Origin of the sequence: Ramlibacter sp. (assembly GCF_035655895.1) — a bacterium.
Taxonomy (GTDB): domain Bacteria; phylum Pseudomonadota; class Gammaproteobacteria; order Burkholderiales; family Burkholderiaceae_C; genus Ramlibacter.
Genome location: NZ_DASRTN010000004.1, coordinates 101076 through 117797, shown reverse-complemented (window position 1 = coordinate 117797; position 16722 = coordinate 101076). Strand labels below are relative to the sequence as shown.

The 16722-nt window shown below is 71.9% G+C and carries 17 protein-coding genes; 8 read left to right on the top strand and 9 right to left on the bottom strand.

Annotation, left to right across the window (positions count from 1 at the left end; genetic code table 11):
* Nucleotides 1-34 precede the first annotated feature (34 nt).
* Entirely contained in the window at nucleotides 35-1030 is a 996-nt protein-coding gene (locus VFE82_RS02535) for an SDR family oxidoreductase (protein ID WP_414708715.1), read from the bottom strand.
* Between the two features lie 116 nt (nucleotides 1031-1146).
* Nucleotides 1147-1746 carry an HdeD family acid-resistance protein gene (locus VFE82_RS02530; protein WP_324998662.1) on the bottom strand — a complete coding sequence of 200 codons (600 nt, stop codon included), beginning with the start codon at nucleotides 1744-1746 and terminating at the stop codon, nucleotides 1147-1149.
* A gap of 139 nt (nucleotides 1747-1885) precedes the next feature.
* Between VFE82_RS02530 and VFE82_RS02525 the strand changes: the two genes are divergently transcribed.
* The 4 genes from VFE82_RS02525 (at nucleotide 1886) to waaF (ending at nucleotide 4567) form a co-directional block, all read left to right on the top strand.
* Nucleotides 1886-2308 (top strand): glycerate kinase, encoded by a 423-nt coding sequence (locus VFE82_RS02525; protein ID WP_324998661.1) that lies wholly within the window; start codon nucleotides 1886-1888, stop codon nucleotides 2306-2308.
* A gap of 36 nt (nucleotides 2309-2344) precedes the next feature.
* A complete protein-coding gene (locus VFE82_RS02520) occupies nucleotides 2345-3280 on the top strand; it encodes a branched-chain amino acid transaminase (RefSeq protein WP_324998660.1) in 936 nt (311 codons plus the stop codon).
* Entirely contained in the window at nucleotides 3277-3498 is a 222-nt protein-coding gene (locus tag VFE82_RS02515; protein WP_324998659.1) for a zinc-finger domain-containing protein, read from the top strand. The genes VFE82_RS02520 and VFE82_RS02515 overlap by 4 nt, the downstream gene beginning before the upstream one ends.
* 76 nt (nucleotides 3499-3574) lie before the next feature.
* Nucleotides 3575-4567 carry a lipopolysaccharide heptosyltransferase II gene (gene waaF, locus VFE82_RS02510; RefSeq protein WP_324998658.1) on the top strand — a complete coding sequence of 331 codons (993 nt, stop codon included), beginning with the start codon at nucleotides 3575-3577 and terminating at the stop codon, nucleotides 4565-4567.
* 48 nt (nucleotides 4568-4615) lie between these two features.
* Here waaF and VFE82_RS02505 read toward each other — a convergent pair whose 3' ends face one another.
* Nucleotides 4616-5476: a LysR family transcriptional regulator gene (locus VFE82_RS02505; RefSeq protein WP_324998657.1), complete on the bottom strand. Its 861-nt coding sequence runs from the start codon at nucleotides 5474-5476 to the stop codon at nucleotides 4616-4618.
* Nucleotides 5477-5542: 66 nt separating this feature from the next.
* Between VFE82_RS02505 and VFE82_RS02500 the strand changes: the two genes are divergently transcribed.
* Both VFE82_RS02500 and VFE82_RS02495 read left to right on the top strand, forming a co-directional pair.
* Entirely contained in the window at nucleotides 5543-6754 is a 1212-nt protein-coding gene (locus tag VFE82_RS02500; protein WP_324998656.1) for a YbfB/YjiJ family MFS transporter, read from the top strand.
* Nucleotides 6744-7367, top strand: a complete 624-nt coding sequence (locus tag VFE82_RS02495; RefSeq protein ID WP_324998655.1) for a carboxymuconolactone decarboxylase family protein — start codon at nucleotides 6744-6746, stop codon at nucleotides 7365-7367. The genes VFE82_RS02500 and VFE82_RS02495 overlap by 11 nt, the downstream gene beginning before the upstream one ends.
* 4 nt (nucleotides 7368-7371) lie before the next feature.
* Here VFE82_RS02495 and VFE82_RS02490 read toward each other — a convergent pair whose 3' ends face one another.
* The 3 genes from VFE82_RS02490 to VFE82_RS02480 all read right to left on the bottom strand — a co-directional run bounded on the left by VFE82_RS02490 (nucleotide 7372) and on the right by VFE82_RS02480 (nucleotide 10727).
* Complete coding sequence (locus VFE82_RS02490) at nucleotides 7372-8535, bottom strand: HAMP domain-containing sensor histidine kinase (protein WP_324998654.1); 1164 nt, start codon at nucleotides 8533-8535, stop codon at nucleotides 7372-7374.
* Nucleotides 8536-8543: 8 nt separating this feature from the next.
* The gene (locus VFE82_RS02485; protein ID WP_324998653.1) at nucleotides 8544-9257 is read right to left on the bottom strand and encodes a response regulator transcription factor; all 714 of its coding nucleotides are present in this window, start codon (nucleotides 9255-9257) and stop codon (nucleotides 8544-8546) included.
* 114 nt (nucleotides 9258-9371) lie between these two features.
* The gene (locus tag VFE82_RS02480; RefSeq protein WP_324998651.1) at nucleotides 9372-10727 is read right to left on the bottom strand and encodes an AmpG family muropeptide MFS transporter; all 1356 of its coding nucleotides are present in this window, start codon (nucleotides 10725-10727) and stop codon (nucleotides 9372-9374) included.
* Between the two features lie 31 nt (nucleotides 10728-10758).
* Here VFE82_RS02480 and VFE82_RS02475 point away from each other — a divergent pair, with 31 nt between their 5' ends.
* On the top strand, nucleotides 10759-11595 hold the full coding sequence (locus tag VFE82_RS02475) for a M48 family metallopeptidase (RefSeq protein WP_324998650.1): 837 nt from the start codon (nucleotides 10759-10761) through the stop codon (nucleotides 11593-11595).
* 9 nt (nucleotides 11596-11604) lie between these two features.
* Here the strand turns inward: VFE82_RS02475 and VFE82_RS02470 are convergent, their stop codons facing one another.
* Complete coding sequence (locus VFE82_RS02470; protein ID WP_324998649.1) at nucleotides 11605-12489, bottom strand: DMT family transporter; 885 nt, start codon at nucleotides 12487-12489, stop codon at nucleotides 11605-11607.
* Between the two features lie 35 nt (nucleotides 12490-12524).
* Here VFE82_RS02470 and pyrF point away from each other — a divergent pair, with 35 nt between their 5' ends.
* Nucleotides 12525-13349, top strand: a complete 825-nt coding sequence (pyrF, locus tag VFE82_RS02465; RefSeq protein ID WP_324998648.1) for an orotidine-5'-phosphate decarboxylase — start codon at nucleotides 12525-12527, stop codon at nucleotides 13347-13349.
* A 13-nt stretch (nucleotides 13350-13362) separates the two neighbouring features.
* Here the strand turns inward: pyrF and VFE82_RS02460 are convergent, their stop codons facing one another.
* Both VFE82_RS02460 and uvrA read right to left on the bottom strand, forming a co-directional pair.
* Nucleotides 13363-13581: a DUF3606 domain-containing protein gene (locus VFE82_RS02460; protein WP_324998647.1), complete on the bottom strand. Its 219-nt coding sequence runs from the start codon at nucleotides 13579-13581 to the stop codon at nucleotides 13363-13365.
* Between the two features lie 80 nt (nucleotides 13582-13661).
* On the bottom strand, nucleotides 13662-16565 hold the full coding sequence (gene uvrA, locus VFE82_RS02455; RefSeq protein ID WP_324998646.1) for an excinuclease ABC subunit UvrA: 2904 nt from the start codon (nucleotides 16563-16565) through the stop codon (nucleotides 13662-13664).
* Between the last annotated feature and the right edge of the window lie 157 nt (nucleotides 16566-16722).

Here is a 16722-nt window from a genome sequence, read left to right as displayed (position 1 = left end):
GCCGGCATCGGGCGTCGGGGCCGGACGGTCACGGTCACGGCCCCGAGCGCCCGCCCGTGCTGCCGAGCACGCTGCCGGTGGTGAAGGTCGACTCGGCCGATGCCAGCAGCACGTACACGGGAGCGATCTCCGCCGGCTGCCCGGGCCGGCCGAGCGGGGCGTCGGCGCCGAACTTGGGCAGGGCATCGGGCAGCTGCCCGCCGCTGGGCTGCAGCGGCGTCCAGTAGGGGCCGGGCGCCACCGCGTTGACCCGGACGCCGCGCGGCGCGAGCTGCTTGGCGAGCGACTTGGTGAACGCCACGATCGCCGCCTTGGTCGACGCGTAGTCGAGCAACTGCTCGGGCGGCTCGTACGCCACCACCGACGCGGTGTTGATGATCGACGCGCCTGCCGGCAGGTGGGGCAGGGCCGCCTTGGTGATCCAGAACATCGCGTACAGGTTGGTCTTGAGGGTCCAGTCGAACTGCTCGGTGCTGATCTCCGCGATCGAGGCGTGCGCCTGCTGGCGCGCCGCGTTGTTGCACAGGATGTCCAGCCCTCCGAGACCCCGCACGGCCGCATCGACCAGCTGGCGGCAGAACGCCTCGTCGCGGATGTCGCCGGGCAGCGCCACTGCCTTGCGGCCGGCGGCGCGGATGATCTGCATCACCTCGCGCGCGTCCTCTTCCTCCTGCGGCAGGTAGCCGATGGCCACGTCGGCGCCCTCCCGCGCGAAGGCGATCGCCGCCGCCCGACCGATGCCCGAGTCGCCGCCGGTGATCAGCGCCTTGCGGCCAGCCAGCCGTCCCGACCCCCGGTAGCTGGTCTCGCCGTGGTCCGGACGCGGCGTCATCTCCCTGGCCAGACCCGGCCAGGGCTGCTGCTGGGGCGGAAAGGGCGGCCGGGCGCCGGCGGCGCGCGGGTCCTGCAGCGCGGGACGGGGGCCGGCGACGGGCTCCCCCGCGGGCACGGGCGCAGGTGCGGGCGCGCCGCCGGTCTGGGCCTGCGCCGCCGACGCGAGCAGCGCGCTGCCGGCCAGGCCGGCGCCCATCCGGTGCAGCGCCTCGCGGCGGGACGGCGGGGCGTTTCCGTTCGACTCCATGGTGACTCCGGTGAGGGTTGGATCAGGTGGCGGGACCTGCTGGGCCGGCCGCCGCGGTGGCACGGTCAGATGCGGTGCGCCTGCGGCGACGGGGGCTCGTGCGGCGCTGCCGACGGCGCGTCCAGGCGCCGGCCCTCGCGCCGCAGCCGCTGCGACAGGAACAGCAGCGCGATGCCGAACACCAGGGCATAGGCGCCCAGCCACAGCGTCATCACGAGGGCGCCAGCCGCGGGCTGCAGCGCCAGCAGCAGGCCCCACACCACCGAAAGCACTCCGCCCAGCACCAGCCAGGCGCGACCGTGCTCGAGCCGGAACCGGAACGCGCCGAACAGCATCGCCAGGCCCGTCAACAGGGCCCACGCCGCCGTGATCGCCACGAAGGCGAGCACCGTCAGGCCGGGCCAGAACAGCGCGGCCACGCCCGCGGCCAGGTCGAGCACGCCCTCGACGGCGAACCAGCCCCAGCGCTCGTGGCGGCGCACCGCCCGGGCACCGGCCAGCAGCGCGAAGACGCCATCGGCCAGCATGTAGGCGGCGAACAGCAGCACGAGCGCGGCCAGCGTGGCACCCGGCAGGAGCAGGGCGAGCAGGCCGAAGACGATGGCCGACAGGGCGCGCAGCAGCACGAATGGCCAGCTGCGTGAGGGGTTGGAGAGGACGTCCATGGCGGGGTGGGGCGCAGGCAGAGGGGCGATCTCACCAGCGCCCGCGCGCGGCGGGTGTAGGAAGGCTCGGCGAGCGCTGTCGTCCGGCACCGTCGATGCGGCGGGGACGGTGCCGCTGTCGCGGCGACAATCGCCCCCCATGACATTCCAACGCATCCTGGTTCCGATCGCGGGCGCGGCCCTGGTCGTCTTTGCCTGGCGCGCCTACGGCTGGGCCGGCGTGGCCCTGGTGGGCGGCGGCATCCTGATGTGGATCCTGCTGCACTTCACGCGCCTGACGCAGGTGCTCAAGCGGGCCTCCGACCGGCCGATCGGCTGGGTCGACAGCGCGGTGATGCTCAACGCGCGCCTGAAGCCCAACCTCACGCTGCTGCACGTCATCGGACTGGCGCGGGCGCTCGGCGAGCAGCTGTCGCCCAAGGACGAGCAGCCCGAGATTTTCCGCTGGACCGACGGCTCGGCCTCCCACGTGACCTGCGAGTTCGCCGCCGGCAAGCTGGTGAAGTGGACGCTCGAGCGTCCCGCGCCGCAGCCGGCGGATGCCCTCGAGGCCGGCCGGTAAAATCGCCGGTTTGCTTTCTCACCCGAAGGAACCGAGATGAGCGTCATACCTTCCATGGCCGACCGCGACGGCAAGATCTGGATGGACGGCGAGTTGGTGGAGTGGCGCGACGCCAAGATCCACGTGCTGACCCACACGCTGCACTACGGCTGCGGGGCGTTCGAGGGCGTGCGTGCCTACAACACGGTCCATGGCACGGCCATCTTCCGCCTGCAGGAACACACCGACCGCCTGTTCAACAGCGCCAAGATCCTGCGCATGGCCATCCCGTTCAGCAAGGAGCAGGTCAACGAGGCCCAGAAGGCCGTCGTGCGCGCCAACAAGCTCGAGAGCTGCTACCTGCGCCCGCTGACCTGGATCGGCTCGCAGAAGATGGGCGTGAGCCCCAAGGGCAACACCATCCACCTGATGGTCGCGGCCTGGCCCTGGGGCGCCTACCTGGGCGAGGAAGGCATGCAGCGCGGCATCCGCGTCAAGACGTCGAGCTACACCCGCCACCACGTCAACATCACGATGACGCAGGCCAAGGCGGTGTCCAACTACAGCAACTCCATCCTGGCCAACATGGAGGCGACGGACGACGGCTACGACGAGGCCCTGCTGCTGGACAGCTCGGGCTTCGTCAGCGAAGGCGCCGGCGAGAACGTCTTCGTGATCAAGGACGGCGTGGTCTACACGCCCGACCTGTCGGCCGGCGCGCTCAACGGCATCACCCGCAACACCGTGCTGCACATCTGCCGCGACCTCGGGCTGGAGCTGGTGCAAAAGCGCATCACCCGCGACGAGATCTACATCGCCGACGAGGCCTTCTTCACCGGCACCGCGGCCGAGGTCACCCCGATCCGCGAACTCGACCGGGTGCAGATCGGCATCGGCTCGCGCGGCCCGATCACGCAGAAGATCCAGAGCGCCTTCTTCGACATCGTGAACGGCCGCAATCCCAAGTACGCCCACTGGCTGACCAAGGTATGAACGCGCCCGCCAAGAAGGAAGCCGTCGTCGAACTGCTCGCCAAGGACCTCAACGGCAACGGCGGCGTGTTCTGCCCGAGCCCGGTGGCCGGGATGAAGCTGTGGAACAACCACCCCCGGATCTTCCTGGACATCGCCCACACCGGCCAGGCCAAGTGCGCCTACTGCGGCACGGTCTACAAGCTCAAGGCCGGCGAGCACTTCGGCGGCAGCCATTGACGGTGCCCGGCGCGGCCGCGCCGCGCCCGCCCGGGTCCCGGCTCGTGCCGGCCGCCCGCAGGAAGGAGCGGACGCCATGACGCAATCGCTGGTCATCGCCCCGCAGTGGATCGGCGATGCCGTCATGACCGAGCCGCTGCTGCGGCGCCTGCACGCACGCGGCGAGCGGCTCACCGTCGGCGCCGTGCCGTGGGTGGCGCCGGTGTACCGCGCCATGCCGCAGGTGCAGTCGGTCCTCGAATTCCCTTTCCAGCACGGCGGGCTGCAGTTCCAGGCGCGCCGCCGCCTCGCGCGCGCGTTGCAGGGCCGGTTCGACACCGCCTATGTGCTGCCCAATTCGCTCAAGAGCGCGCTGCTGCCGTTCCTGGCGAGCATCCCGCGGCGCGTCGGCTACCTCGGAGAAGCCCGGGTCGGCCTGCTCACCCATCGCCTGAAGAACCCGAAGGACAAGCCGCCGATGGTGGCGTTCTATTCGGCGCTGAGCGGCGAGCGCGAGGGCCTCGAGCAGGACCGCCCCGTGCTGCAGCCCGATCCGGTCGCGGTGGCCGCTGCGGTCCGTGCGCAGGACCTGCAGGCCGGCGCGTACCTGGTGTTCGCGCCGGGCGCGGAGTACGGCCCGTCCAAGCGCTGGCCCGAGCGCCACTACGCGAGCCTTGCGCGAGCGCTGGACCTGCCGGTGCTCCTGCTCGGGTCCGGCAAGGACGTGCCCGTGGCCGAGCAGATCGTCGCGGCCTCCGGCGGTCGCTGCCGCAATCTGGCCGGCCGGACGTCGCTGGCCGAGGCGTTCGCGCTGATTGCCGGCGCGCGGGCGATGGTGAGCAACGATTCGGGCCTGATGCACGTGGCCGCCGCGTTCGGCGTGCCCCAGGTCGCGCTGTTCGGGTCGTCCAGCCCGCTGCACACGCCGCCGCTCAACGACCGCGCCCGGGTGGTCTGGCTCAAGGACGATCCCCGCTACCAGCCACCGCTGGACTGCGCGCCGTGCTTCGAGCGCGAGTGCCCGCTGGGCCACCACCGCTGCCTCGAGGACGTGCAGCCGGAGCGGGTGGCCGCGCTGCTGGGGTCCTGACCGCATCGTGCGCGCGCGGCGCCGCCCGCCGCGCCTGCCTGTGCAGGTTCAGTGCGGCAGCAGCGCCTGCAGCCGCTCCAGCGCCATCGACGGCGTGCCGCTCCAGACCAGGTGCGTGTGGTTGCGGCGCACCCGCGCGGGCAGCGCGTGCTGGCGCACGTCGCCCGCCGACTTCATCGCCAGCAGCAGCGAGCGCGGCACGACCGCGAAGCCGGTGCCCGCGGCCACGCAGGCGATCATCGCCTGGTAGGACTGGAATTCCAGGGTCCGCGCCGGCATGACGTCGGCCGCGCCCAGCCACTCCTCCAGCCGCTTGCGGTACGAGCAGCCGTTGGCGAAGGCGATCAGCGTCAGGCCCGCCAGGTCGGCGGCCCGGCGCACCGCGGCGATCTCGCGGCCGGTGACCAGCACCAGCTCCTCGTCGAACACCTTGCGCGAGGACAGCCCCGGCGCGGTGAATGGCTCGGACACGAAGGCCGCCTCCAGCTCGAACTGGGTGACGCGCTGGATCAGGGCGCCGGTGGTCCCGGTGGACAGCTCGACCACCACGCCGGGATGCAGCCGGTGGAACCGCGAGAGCAGCGGCGCCAGCCGGCTGCCGGCCGTGCTCTCCAGCGAGCCGATGCGGAAGGCGCCCACCGGCTGCCCGGTGCGCAGTTCGCTCTCGGCCTCGTCGGCCAGCCGGAACAGCCGCTGGGCATAGGACAGCAGCAGTTCGCCTTCGGGCGAGAGCACCAGCGAGCGTCCCTGCTTGCGGAACAGCGGGCGGCCCAGGCGCTGCTCCAACTGCTTGATGCGGGTGGTGACGTTCGACTGCACGCGCCCCAGCTTGTCGGCGGCGCGCAGGATGCCGCCTTCCTGCACGACCGCGCGGAAGATCTCCAGCGAGTCCAGGTCGAGAGTTCTCATGGCAAGAACGATCCTTCCCGAAAATTCATTTGTGCGATGTCGCCATTCTGGATGTAATCGGCCCCGATGAACGCACCCGCCACCGATCCACCACCCGCCGTGCCGGCGTGGGCCGTCGGCTTGGCGGGGCTGCTGTCGCTGGCCGTGGCCATGGGGATCGGGCGCTTCGCCTTCACCCCGATGCTGCCGCTGATGGTCCAGGCCGGACAGCTCGACGTCGCGGCCGGCGGCTGGCTGGCCGCCGCCAACTATGCCGGCTACCTGGCCGGCGGCCTGACCGCGTCGCGCACCGGCCTCGCGCCCGCGCGGCTGGCGCTGGTGTCGCTGCTCGCGACCGTGCTGCTGACCGCCGCGATGGCATGGCCCGGCCCGCCGGCGTGGTGGGGGGCGCTGCGCTTCCTGGCCGGCGTGGCCAGTGCCTGGGCCTTCGTCGGCACCAGCGTCTGGTGCCTGGCCGCGCTGGCGCGCAGCGGACCGACACCCTGGACGAGCGCGCTCTACGCCGGGGTCGGCACCGGCATCGCGCTGGCCGGGCTGTTCTGCCTGGCGGGCGGCGCGTGGCGGTGGCCGGCCGGGCCGATGTGGATCGCACTGGGCGGTCTCGGCCTGCTGCTGTCGCTGCCGGCGCTGCGCGTGCTGGCGCGCCGGCCAGCCGCCACGCCGGTGGCGGCACCGACCGGTGCCGCGGTGGCGGCCCCCGGGGGCGGCGGCACGCTGGTCGCCTGCTATGCGGTGCTGGGTTTCGGCTACATCCTGCCGGCCACCTTCCTGCCGGTGATGGCGCGGGCCGTGGTGGCGGATGCGCATCTCTTCGGCCTGGCCTGGCCGGTGTTCGGCGTGACCGCGGCGCTGTCGGCCCTGGCGGCGGCGCGCCTGCTGCGCCGGCATTCGCGCATGCACGTCTGGGCCGTGTCGCACGCGCTGATGGGCATCGGGGTGCTGCTGCCCAGCCTGTGGCTGGCGGGGTGGACCATCGTCCTGTCGGCGCTTCTCGTGGGCGGCACGTTCATGGTCGTCACGCTGGCCGGGGTGCAGGAGATGCGCGCGCGGGCCAGCGGCGACGCCACCAGCCTGGTGGCGCGCATGACCGCGGCGTTCGCCCTCGGCCAGATCGCCGGCCCGGTGCTGTCCTCGCTGCTGCTGCGGCTGTGGCCAGTCCAGGGCCTGTCGCTGGCGCTGCAATGCGGGGCCGTCGCCCTGCTGGCCAGCAGCGCCTGGTTGTGGCGCGCCGCCACGTCTTCTTCCTCGTTCCTTCCGGAAAGCTCCCATGTCCGCTGACACCCCCTGCGACCTTGACGACGCCCTGCGCCAGGGTTCCGCGCGCCCCTGGCGCGAACGGATGCCGCTGCCGGCGCCGGACGCGATGACGGCCGAACAGCGCGCCGCCGCGCAGGCCCTGATCGACGGCCCGCGCAAGGGCGTCTACGGTCCGTTCCTGCCGCTGATGCGCAGTCCGCAGCTGCTCGATCGCGTCGCCCGCGTCGGCGAGTACCTGCGGTTCGGCAGCACGCTGGACGCGCGGGTGCGCGAGCTCGCCACCTGCGTCGCGGCGCGGCACGTGGGCAACCAGTTCGAGTGGCAGATGCATGCGCCGCTGGCGGTCCAGGCCGGCGTGCAGCCCGACGCGATCGAGGCGTTGCGCCAGGGCGCCCGGCCGGTGTCCCTGGCCGAGGACGAAGCGCTGGCGCTGGACTTCTGCCTGGAGCTGCTGCACACCCACGGCACCAGCGATGTCACCTACGAGCGCGTCGTCGCGCGCTTCGGCGAGCAGGCGCTGGTCGAGATGGCGGCGCTGGTGGGCTACTTCGTGATGGTGTCGTGGCTGATGAACGTGGCGCACACGCCGGCGCAGCGGGCGAGCGGCCCGGCGCTCCCGGCCTGGCCCTGGTGACCGTTCAGAGCGGCAGGCGCAGCACGAAGCAGGCGCCGCCGCCCTCGCGGCCTTCGCAGTGCACCGTGCCCTGGTGGCGCTGCGCGATCGACCGCACCAGCGCCAGCCCCAGGCCGACGCCGCCCTCGCGCTCGCTGGCGCCGGGCAGCCGGTAGAACGGCTCGAAGATGCGCTCGCGCTGCGCGGGCGGCACGCCGGGCCCGTGATCGCACACCCGCAGCTCCGCCTGGCCGGCTTCGCGCCGGATCTCCACCTCGATCGCGCCCGTGCTGTAGCGGCGCGCGTTCTCCAGCAGGTTGCGGATCGCGCGGCGCAGCAGCTTGGAAACGCCGTGCACCACCAGCTCGGCGCCGCCCGGGGCCGACAACTCGGCGTCGGCACGCGCGCATTCCTCGGCGGCCAGCCCGGTGAGGTCGACCGGCTCGAAGGTGCCGACGTCGGTCTCGCGCGCATCGAGCCGGCTGGCCAGCAGGATCTCGTCGATCAGCTGGTCGAGCTCGCCGATGTTGCGCAGCATCTCGTCCTTCTGCCGAGGGGTGGGCGGGCCGTCCATCAGTTCCAGGCCCATGCGGATGCGCGCCAGCGGCGAACGCAGCTCGTGCGATGCGTTCGCCAGCAGCGACTTGTGGCTCTGGAGCAGCGACTCGACCCGCTGCGCCGCGTGGTTGAAGCGGCGCGCCAGCGAGGCCACCTCGTCGCCGCCCGACTCGGCCACCCGCACCGACAGGTCTCCCTCGCCCCATCGTTCGACCCCGACACGCAGGTCCTCCAGCCGCTGGGTGAGGCGGCGGATGATCGGGTAGGTGGCCACGGCGACCGCCAGCGCCACGATCGCGAGCATCCACAGGAACGGCGTGGCGCCCCGGCCCCAGGACCGCGGCGGCGGCGGGCCTTCGCCGGGCGCGCGGGAACGCCGCGGCAGCTGCACCACCACCGAGCTGCCGTCGTTCATGGCGACCTGGAACTCGACGCCCTGGCCCGGCACGCGGATCGGCCGGGTGCGGGCCTGGCCCAGCACGTCGCCGGCCTCGTTGCGGATGATCACGTCGCGCTCGGGCGACTGCTCCGCGGTGCGGCTGAGCAGCCAGCCGGACGCCAGCGTGAGCACGGCGACGCCGGCCACCACCGCCAGCCAGATGCGCAGGTAGAGCGGAAAACGCAGGGTCACGGGCCGGGTCAGTCCTGCTGCTTGGCGAACACGTAGCCGACGCCACGTACGGTGAGGATGCGCTTGGGGTTCTTGACGTCGGCCTCGATGGCGGCGCGGATGCGGCCCATGTGGACGTCGATCGAGCGGTCGAAGGCCTCGAGCTCGCGACCGCGCACCGCCTCCATGATCTGGTCGCGCGTGAGCACGCGCCCGGCGCGCTCGGCCAGCGCCACCAGCAGGTCGAACTGGTACGAGGTGAGCTCGCGCAGCTCGCCGCCCACCGTGATGGTGCGCGCGTCGCGGTCGATCTCGAGCGAGCCGAAGCGCATCTGCTTGGCCGGCGCGGGCGTGCCCTCGCCGCGGCGGCGCAGCACCGCGCGGATGCGCGCCAGCAGCTCGCGCGGCTCGAACGGCTTGGGCAGGTAGTCGTCGGCGCCGATCTCCAGGCCGACGATGCGGTCCATCGGATCGCCCTTGGCGGTGAGCATCAGCACCGGCACCCGGCCGCCCTCGCCGGGCATGGCGCGGATGCGGCGGCACACCTCCAGCCCGTCGAGGTCGGGGAGCATCAGGTCCAGCACCACCAGGTCGGGCAGGCGGCCGCCCGGCGGGTCCTGCAACAGCGTGAGACCGGCGCTCGCGTCCACCGCGTGGGTGACGCCGAAGCCGGAGCGCTCGAGGTACTCGCCCACCATCCGGGCCAGTCGCGCGTCGTCTTCGATCATCAGGAGTTGCTGCATGGGCGGATGGTAATCAGGCCCGGGATGGCCCGGGCTGCCAGCATGCGCAGGGGCGCGCAAAGCCGCTTGTCGCGGCGGTAAAGTTAGGTAAATGACGGTGGCGCGGCCCGCGTCTCAGGCCGCCTGCGGCGCGCGAGCCGCGACCGGCTGCACGCGCGAGGCCAGCCACACCAGCAGCAGCACCGGCACGCCCAGGCAGGCGGTGGCGGTGAAGAAGTGGCCATACCCGAACGCGTCGACGTACCTGCCGGAGAAGCCCGCGATCCACTTGGGCAGCAGCAGCATGATCGAGCTGAAGAGGGCGTACTGGGTCGCCGAGTAGTTCACGTTGGTCAGGCTGGACAGGTAGGCGATGAAGGCCGCCGACGCGATCCCGGACGACAGGTTGTCCGCCGCGATCACGAAGATCAGCGAACCCACGTCGTGGCCACGCGTGCCCAGCCACGCGAACAGCAGGTTGCTCACCGCGCTGAGCACCGCGCCCAGCATCAGCACCCGCATCACCCCCAGGCGCAGCGCCAGCACGCCGCCGACGAACGCGCCGGCCAGGGTCATGACGACACCGTACACCTTGGTCACCGCCGCCACTTCGTCCTTGGTGTAGCCCATGTCGACGTAGAACGGGTTGGCCATGATGCCCATCACGACGTCGCTGATGCGGTAGACGGCGATCAGCGCCAGGATCAGGCCGGCCTGCCAGCCGTAGCGGCCGAGGAAATCGGCGAACGGATCGACCAGGGCGCCGCGTAGCCACTCGCCGGCCGATTTCGCCGGCGGCAGTTCACGCCGCGCGGGCTCGGCCGAGAACAGCACCGTGAGCACGCCCACCGCCATCGAGCCGGCCATCGCCAGGTAGGCGGTGCGCCAGGCGCCGTGCTGGTAGGCCACGCCGCCGGGCACCTCGGCGCGCGCGGCGATCCACAGCACGCCGGCGCCGGCCCAGATCATGGCCAGCCGGTACCCGGTCTGGTAGGCCGCCGCCAAGGCGGCCTGGTGCCGCGCATCCGCCGATTCGATGCGGAACGCGTCCAGCGCGATGTCCTGGGTGGCCGAGCCGAAGGCCACCACCAGCGCGCAGACGACCACCGCCTGCAGCGAGGCCTTGGGATCGTGCGTCGCCATGCCGACCAGGCCCGCGATGACCGCCGCCTGCGCCAGCAGCAACCAGCTGCGGCGCCGACCGAGCCAGCGGGTGAGCAGCGGCAGCGGCAGCCGGTCGACCAGCGGCGCCCACGCCCACTTGAAGCCGTAGGCCAGGCCCACCCAGGAGAGGTAGCCGATGGTGGTGCGGTCGACCCCGGCCTCGCGCAGCCAGAAGCTGAGCGTGCCCAGCACCAGCAGCAGCGGCAGCCCGGCCGAGAAGCCGAGCGACAGCATGCGCAGGCTCGCCGGCTCCAGGTAAACCTTGAAGCTGTCGATCCAGCCGGGGGGGCGCTCGGTCTGAGCCTGCGTGGGGTTGTTGTCTGACATCTGCTCGGCTGACTCCTTTTATTATTGCCCCATGTGCCAGCTCTGCTACGCCCGAACCAGCGCCTGGATGCCGCGCCGGGGTTTCCTCGCGCTCGCCGGCGCCGCGGCGGCCACCCCGGCCCTGGCGCAGGTGGACGTCGGCGCGCCCTCGCGCATGCGCGGGCTGGTGCCGGCCGACGAGATCGAGGCCGCGTCCACGCAGCAGTACGCCGAGATGATGGCCGAAGCGCGCAAGCAGGGCGCCCTGGCACCGGAAGGCCACGCGCAGCTGCAGCGGCTGCGAGCCATCGCCAACCGGCTGATTCCGCAGAGCACGCGCTGGAACGACCGCGCCAAGAGCTGGAAGTGGGAAGTCAACCTGGTGGGCAGCAAGCAGGTCAACGCCTTCTGCATGCCCGGCGGCAAGATCGCCTTCTACACCGGCCTGCTCGACCAGCTGCAGCTCGCCGACGACGAAGCCGCGATGGTGATGGGCCACGAGATGGCGCACGCGCTGCGCGAGCACGCGCGTGCCCGCATCGCCAAGACCCAGGGCACCGGCGCGCTGCTGTCCATCGGGGCACAGCTGTTCGGGCTGGGGCAGCTGGGTGACGTGGCTGCCAACGTCGGCACCCAGCTGATCTCGCTGCGGTTCTCGCGCGAGGACGAGATCGAGGCCGACCTGGTCGGCCTGGAGCTCGGCGCACGCGGCGGCTACGTGCCGGACGCTGCGGTCAGCCTGTGGGAGAAGATGGGCAAGGCGTCGGGCGGCAATGCCGGGCCGGCGTTCCTCTCCACCCACCCGACCGGCCCCGACCGGCTGCAGCGGCTGCGCGAGAACGTGCCCAAGGTGCGCGGCCTGTACCAGCAGGCGACCGCACGGCGCTGACGCGCGCCCTCAGGTCCGCACCGGGCGCACCGGCCACAGCACCGACGCGATCGACACCACCATCAGCACCACGGCGAGCTGGTCCTGCCAGTGGACCGCTTCGCCCAGCCACACGGCGCCGGAGAACACGCCCACCACCGGGATGAGCATGACGCTCAGCGTCGAGGCCAGCGGCGGCAGCGCCCGCGCCAGCGAGAACCAGACGGCGTGCGCGAAGCCGAAGATCAGCACCGCGTTGAACAGGATCGCGAACCAGGCGACGGCATTGGGCGCGTGCCAGCGCGAGGCTTCGGTGAAGGCCAGCCCGGTCATCACGACGGCGGTCAGGGCCGTCATCCAGAACGAGATCGTCAGCGTCGGCCGCTCGATGGCGGTGCGGCGCAGCAGCTGCGTGCCCAGCGCCCAGGTGGCGGCGGCCACCAGCGCCAGCAGCACGCCCCCGGGGCGCCCGGCCAGCTGGGTGAGCTCGTGCCACAGCAGCAGCCCGACGCCGAGCGAGGCGGCGCCGACACCCAGCCAGCCGCGGCGGGGCAGGGCGATCGAGAAGACCACGGCGCCGATCACGGCCGAGAAGATCGGCATGGTGTAGCCGAGGATCGCGGCGCGTCCGCTGGACAGCGAGCGCACCGCCAGGATGATGCAGGCGTGCCAGACGAACATGTTGGTGGCGGCCAGCCAGAGCAGCTCGGGCCAGTGCCGGCGCGGCAGCGAGAACGGCACCTTCAGCACCAGCAGCGCCGCCGCCAACACCGGCAGGCCCAGCCAGATCGACAGCGCCCGGAAGGTCAGCGGCGGATAGGCGCCCACGCCCAGCTTGAGCACCGGCCAGTTGATCCCCCACACGAGGGTCAGGAGCACGAGGAGGGTGAGCTGCCGGCGGCTGAGTCGGTGCATGGCGGGCGATTGTGGCCCCTCCCTACAATCGCCCCATGACTTTCCTGGAGATGCTGCAGGACGCGCAGCAGCGCAACGCCTCGATGCTGTGCGTCGGCCTCGACCCGGAGCCCAAGCGCCTTCCCGGCGCCATGCGGGGCGACCCCTCGCGCATCTTCGAGTTCTGCGCCCGCATCGTCGAGGCCACCGCCGACCTGGCGATGGCCTTCAAGCCGCAGATCGCCTACTTCGCCGCCCACCGCGCCGAGGCGCAGCTGGAACAGCTGATGGCCCACATCCGCCGCGTTGCCCCGCACGTGCCGGTGATCCTGGACGCCAAGCGCGGCGACATCGGGTCGACCGCGGAACAGTACGCCGTCGAGGCCTTCGAGCGGTATGGCGCCGATGCGGTGACGCTCTCGCCGTTCATGGGCTTCGATTCGGTGCAGCCGTACCTGCGCTACCAGGGCAAGGGCGCGTTCCTGCTGTGCCGCACCTCCAATCCGGGCGGCGACGACCTGCAGAACCAGCGACTGGCCTCCGTCGAGGGCGCGCCCCTGCTGTACGAGCACGTGGCACGGCTCGCGCAGGGGCCCTGGAACCTGAACGGCCAGCTGGGCCTGGTGGTGGGCGCGACCTACCCGGCCGAGATCGAGCGGGTGCGCGCCATCGCGCCCACGCTGCCGCTGCTGATCCCCGGGGTGGGCGCGCAGGGCGGGGACGCCGCCGCCACGGTGCGCGCCGGCTGGCGGCCGCAGGGGCCGGTGGTGGTGAATTCCTCCCGCGCGATCCTCTATGCCTCGGGCGGCGACGACTATGCGGCCGCCGCGCGTGCCGAGGCCGAGAAGACGCGGGCCCAGTTGCAGGCCGCGCGGCCCTGAGGGCCGGCCGGCGTCAGGCGCCGCCGAGTTCCTTCACGCGGTCCGAGTTGGTGGTGCTGCGCGCGCCCTTGAGGTGCATCTCGACGTCGGCCGCCTTGTTGCCGACCGCGGTCACGGCTTCGCGCAGCTGAGCCTCGGTGGCGTCGAGCTTGCGGGCCCAGTGGGCGCAGGCCTGCGGGTCGTCGATGGCAATGCGGTCGGGGTCGATGCCGGGCTGTTGGGATGCGGTCACGGGATGCTCCTGATGGGACGGTTCCCGCCACCGTAGCGTGGCCGGCGAACGCCCGGTGTAGGCGCGCGCCGCGGTCGACGCTAGAGCAGCTTGCGCAGGTAGTGGCCGGTGTGGCTGGCCGGATTGGCTGCCACGTCCTCGGGCGTGCCGGCCGCGAGCACCGTGCCGCCGCCGGCGCCACCCTCGGGCCCCATGTCGATCACCCAGTCGGCCGTCTTGATGACGTCCAGGTTGTGCTCGATGATCACGATGGTGTTGCCCGCATCGCGCAGCTGGTGCAACACCTTCAGCAGCAGGTCGGTGTCGGCGAAGTGCAGGCCGGTGGTCGGCTCGTCCAGGATGTACAGCGTGCGCCCGGTGTCGCGCTTGGACAGCTCCAGCGCCAGCTTGACCCGCTGCGCCTCGCCGCCCGACAGGGTGGTGGCGGCCTGGCCGAGCTTCACGTACGACAGGCCCACGTCCAGCAGTGTCTGCAGCTTGCGCGCGATCGCCGGCACCGGCTTGAGGAACTCGTGGGCGTCCTCGACCGTCAGGTCCAGGATCTGCGCGATGTTGCGCCCCTTCCACTGGACCTCCAGCGTTTCGCGGTTGTAGCGCTGGCCCCGGCACACGTCGCAGGGCACGTAGACGTCGGGCAGGAAATGCATCTCCACCTTCACCACGCCGTCGCCCTGGCAGGCCTCGCAGCGCCCGCCCGCGACGTTGAAGGAGAAGCGGCCGGGTCCGTACCCGCGCTCCTTGGCCGTCGCCGTCTCGGCCATCAGCTCGCGGATCGGCGTGAACAGGCCGGTGTAGGTGGCCGGGTTGCTGCGCGGCGTGCGGCCGATCGGCGACTGGTCGACGTTGATCACCTTGTCGAAGTGCTCGATGCCCTCGATCTCGTCGTGCGGCGCGGGCTCGTCATGGGCGCGGTACAGCACCTTGGCCACCGCGGCGTAGAGCGTGTCGTTGACCAGCGTCGACTTGCCCGAGCCGGACACGCCGGTCACGCAGGTGAGCAGGCCGACCGGGATGTCGACCGTCACCTCCCGCAGGTTGTTGCCGCGGGCGCCGGTGATGCGCAGGCGCTGCAGCTCGCCCGGCTTGCCGCCCTGCACGGGCAGCCAGGGGTGGCGCGCCTTGGGCACCGCGATCGCCAGCCTTCCCGAGAGATAGCGGCCGGTGAGCGACGCCTCGCTGGCCTGGACGTCGGCCGGCGTGCCCTGGGCCATCACCTGGCCGCCGTGGATGCCGGCGCCCGGGCCCATGTCGACCACGTGGTCGGCGGCGCGGATCATGTCCTCGTCGTGCTCGACCACCAGCACGCTGTTGCCGATGTCGCGCAGGTGCTTCAGGGTGCCGATCAGGCGGTCGTTGTCGCGCTGGTGCAGCCCGATGCTCGGCTCGTCCAGCACGTACATCACGCCGGTCAACCCCGAGCCGATCTGGCTGGCCAGGCGGATGCGCTGCGCCTCCCCGCCCGACAGCGTCTCGGCGCTGCGCTCCAGGCTGAGGTAGTTGAGCCCGACGTCGTTCAGGAACTTCAGCCGCGCCGCGATCTCGCGCACCACCTTGTCGGCGATCTCCGCCTTGGAGCCGGCCAGCTGCAGGGCGCCGAAGTAGGCCAGGCTCTCGCGCAGCGTGGCGCGCCCGATCTCGTGGATGGTGCGCGCCTGCGGCCCTTCGCCCAGCCGCACGTGGCGGGCTTCGGCGCGCAGCCGCGTGCCCCGGCATTCGGGGCAGGGCTGCAGGCTGCGGTAGCGGCCCAGCTCCTCGCGCACGGCGGCCGAGTCGGTCTCGCGGTAGCGCCGCACCATGTTCGGGATGATGCCCTCGAAGGGGTGCTTCTTGGTGAGCTTCTTGCCCGCGAAGTTGCCGGACTCCATCACGTACTGGAAGCGGATCTCCTCCTCGCCCGAGCCGTGCAGGATCACCTGCCGCACGGGGGCCTCGAGCGACTCGAACGGATCGTCGACGCTGAACTTGTAGTGCCTGGCCAGGCTCTCGATCAGGCTGAAGTAGTAGCCGTTGCGGCGGTCCCAGCCCTTGATGGCGCCCGATGCGAGCGACAGCGACGGGAAGCCGACCACCCGCTGCGGGTCGAAGTACTCCATCTGCCCGAGGCCGTCGCAGGTCGGGCAGGCCCCCACCGGCGAGTTGAAGGAGAACAGGCGCGGCTCCAGCTCGCTGATCGCGTAGTGGCAGACCGGGCACGAGAACTTGGCATTGAACAGGTGCTCGCGGCCGCCGTCCATCTCCAGCGCCACCGCACGCCCATCGGCCAGGCGCAGGGCGGCCTCGAAGCTTTCGGCCAGGCGCTGCTGCACGTCGGGGCGCACCTTCAGGCGGTCGATCACCACGTCGACGTCGTGCTTCTCGTTCTTCTTCAGCTTGGGCAGCTGCTCGGCCTCGAACGGCTCGCCGTCGATGCGGAAGCGCACGTAGCCCTGGGCCTGCATCTGCGCGAACAGGTCCTCGAACTCACCCTTGCGGCCGCGCGCCACCGGCGCCAGCACCATCAGCCGGGTGTCGGCCGGCAGCGCCAGCACGGTGTCCACCATCTGCGAGACGGTCTGCGACGTCAGTGCGATGTCGTGCAGCGGGCAGTAGGGCGTGCCGGCACGCGCGAACAGCAGGCGCAGGTAGTCGTGGATCTCGGTGACCGTGCCCACGGTCGAGCGGGGGTTGTGGCTGGTGGCCTTCTGCTCGATCGAGATCGCGGGCGACAGCCCCTCGATCAGGTCGACGTCCGGCTTGTCCATCAGCTGCAGGAACTGCCGGGCATAGGCGGACAGGCTCTCGACGTAGCGCCGCTGGCCTTCGGCATACAACGTGTCGAAGGCCAGCGAGGACTTGCCCGAGCCCGACAGGCCGGTGATCACGACCAGCCGGTTGCGTGGCAGGTCGAGATCGATGTTCTTGAGGTTGTGGGTCCTTGCGCCGCGGATGCTGATGCGCTGGGCCAGGACCTCTTGCAGGGACTTGCCGTGGATGCTGTCGTTCAAGGTGGGCCGGGCGAGCGAAACCCGACATGATAGGGCTGCGGCGGCGCTGCGCGTCCGTGCCCGCGCCCGCCCGCCCGCTGTAAGGGCGTGAGTCAGTTGTATCCCGCGGCCCCGGCCTCCCGGCGCAGGCCGCCGCGCGCTTCCACGACAATCGACG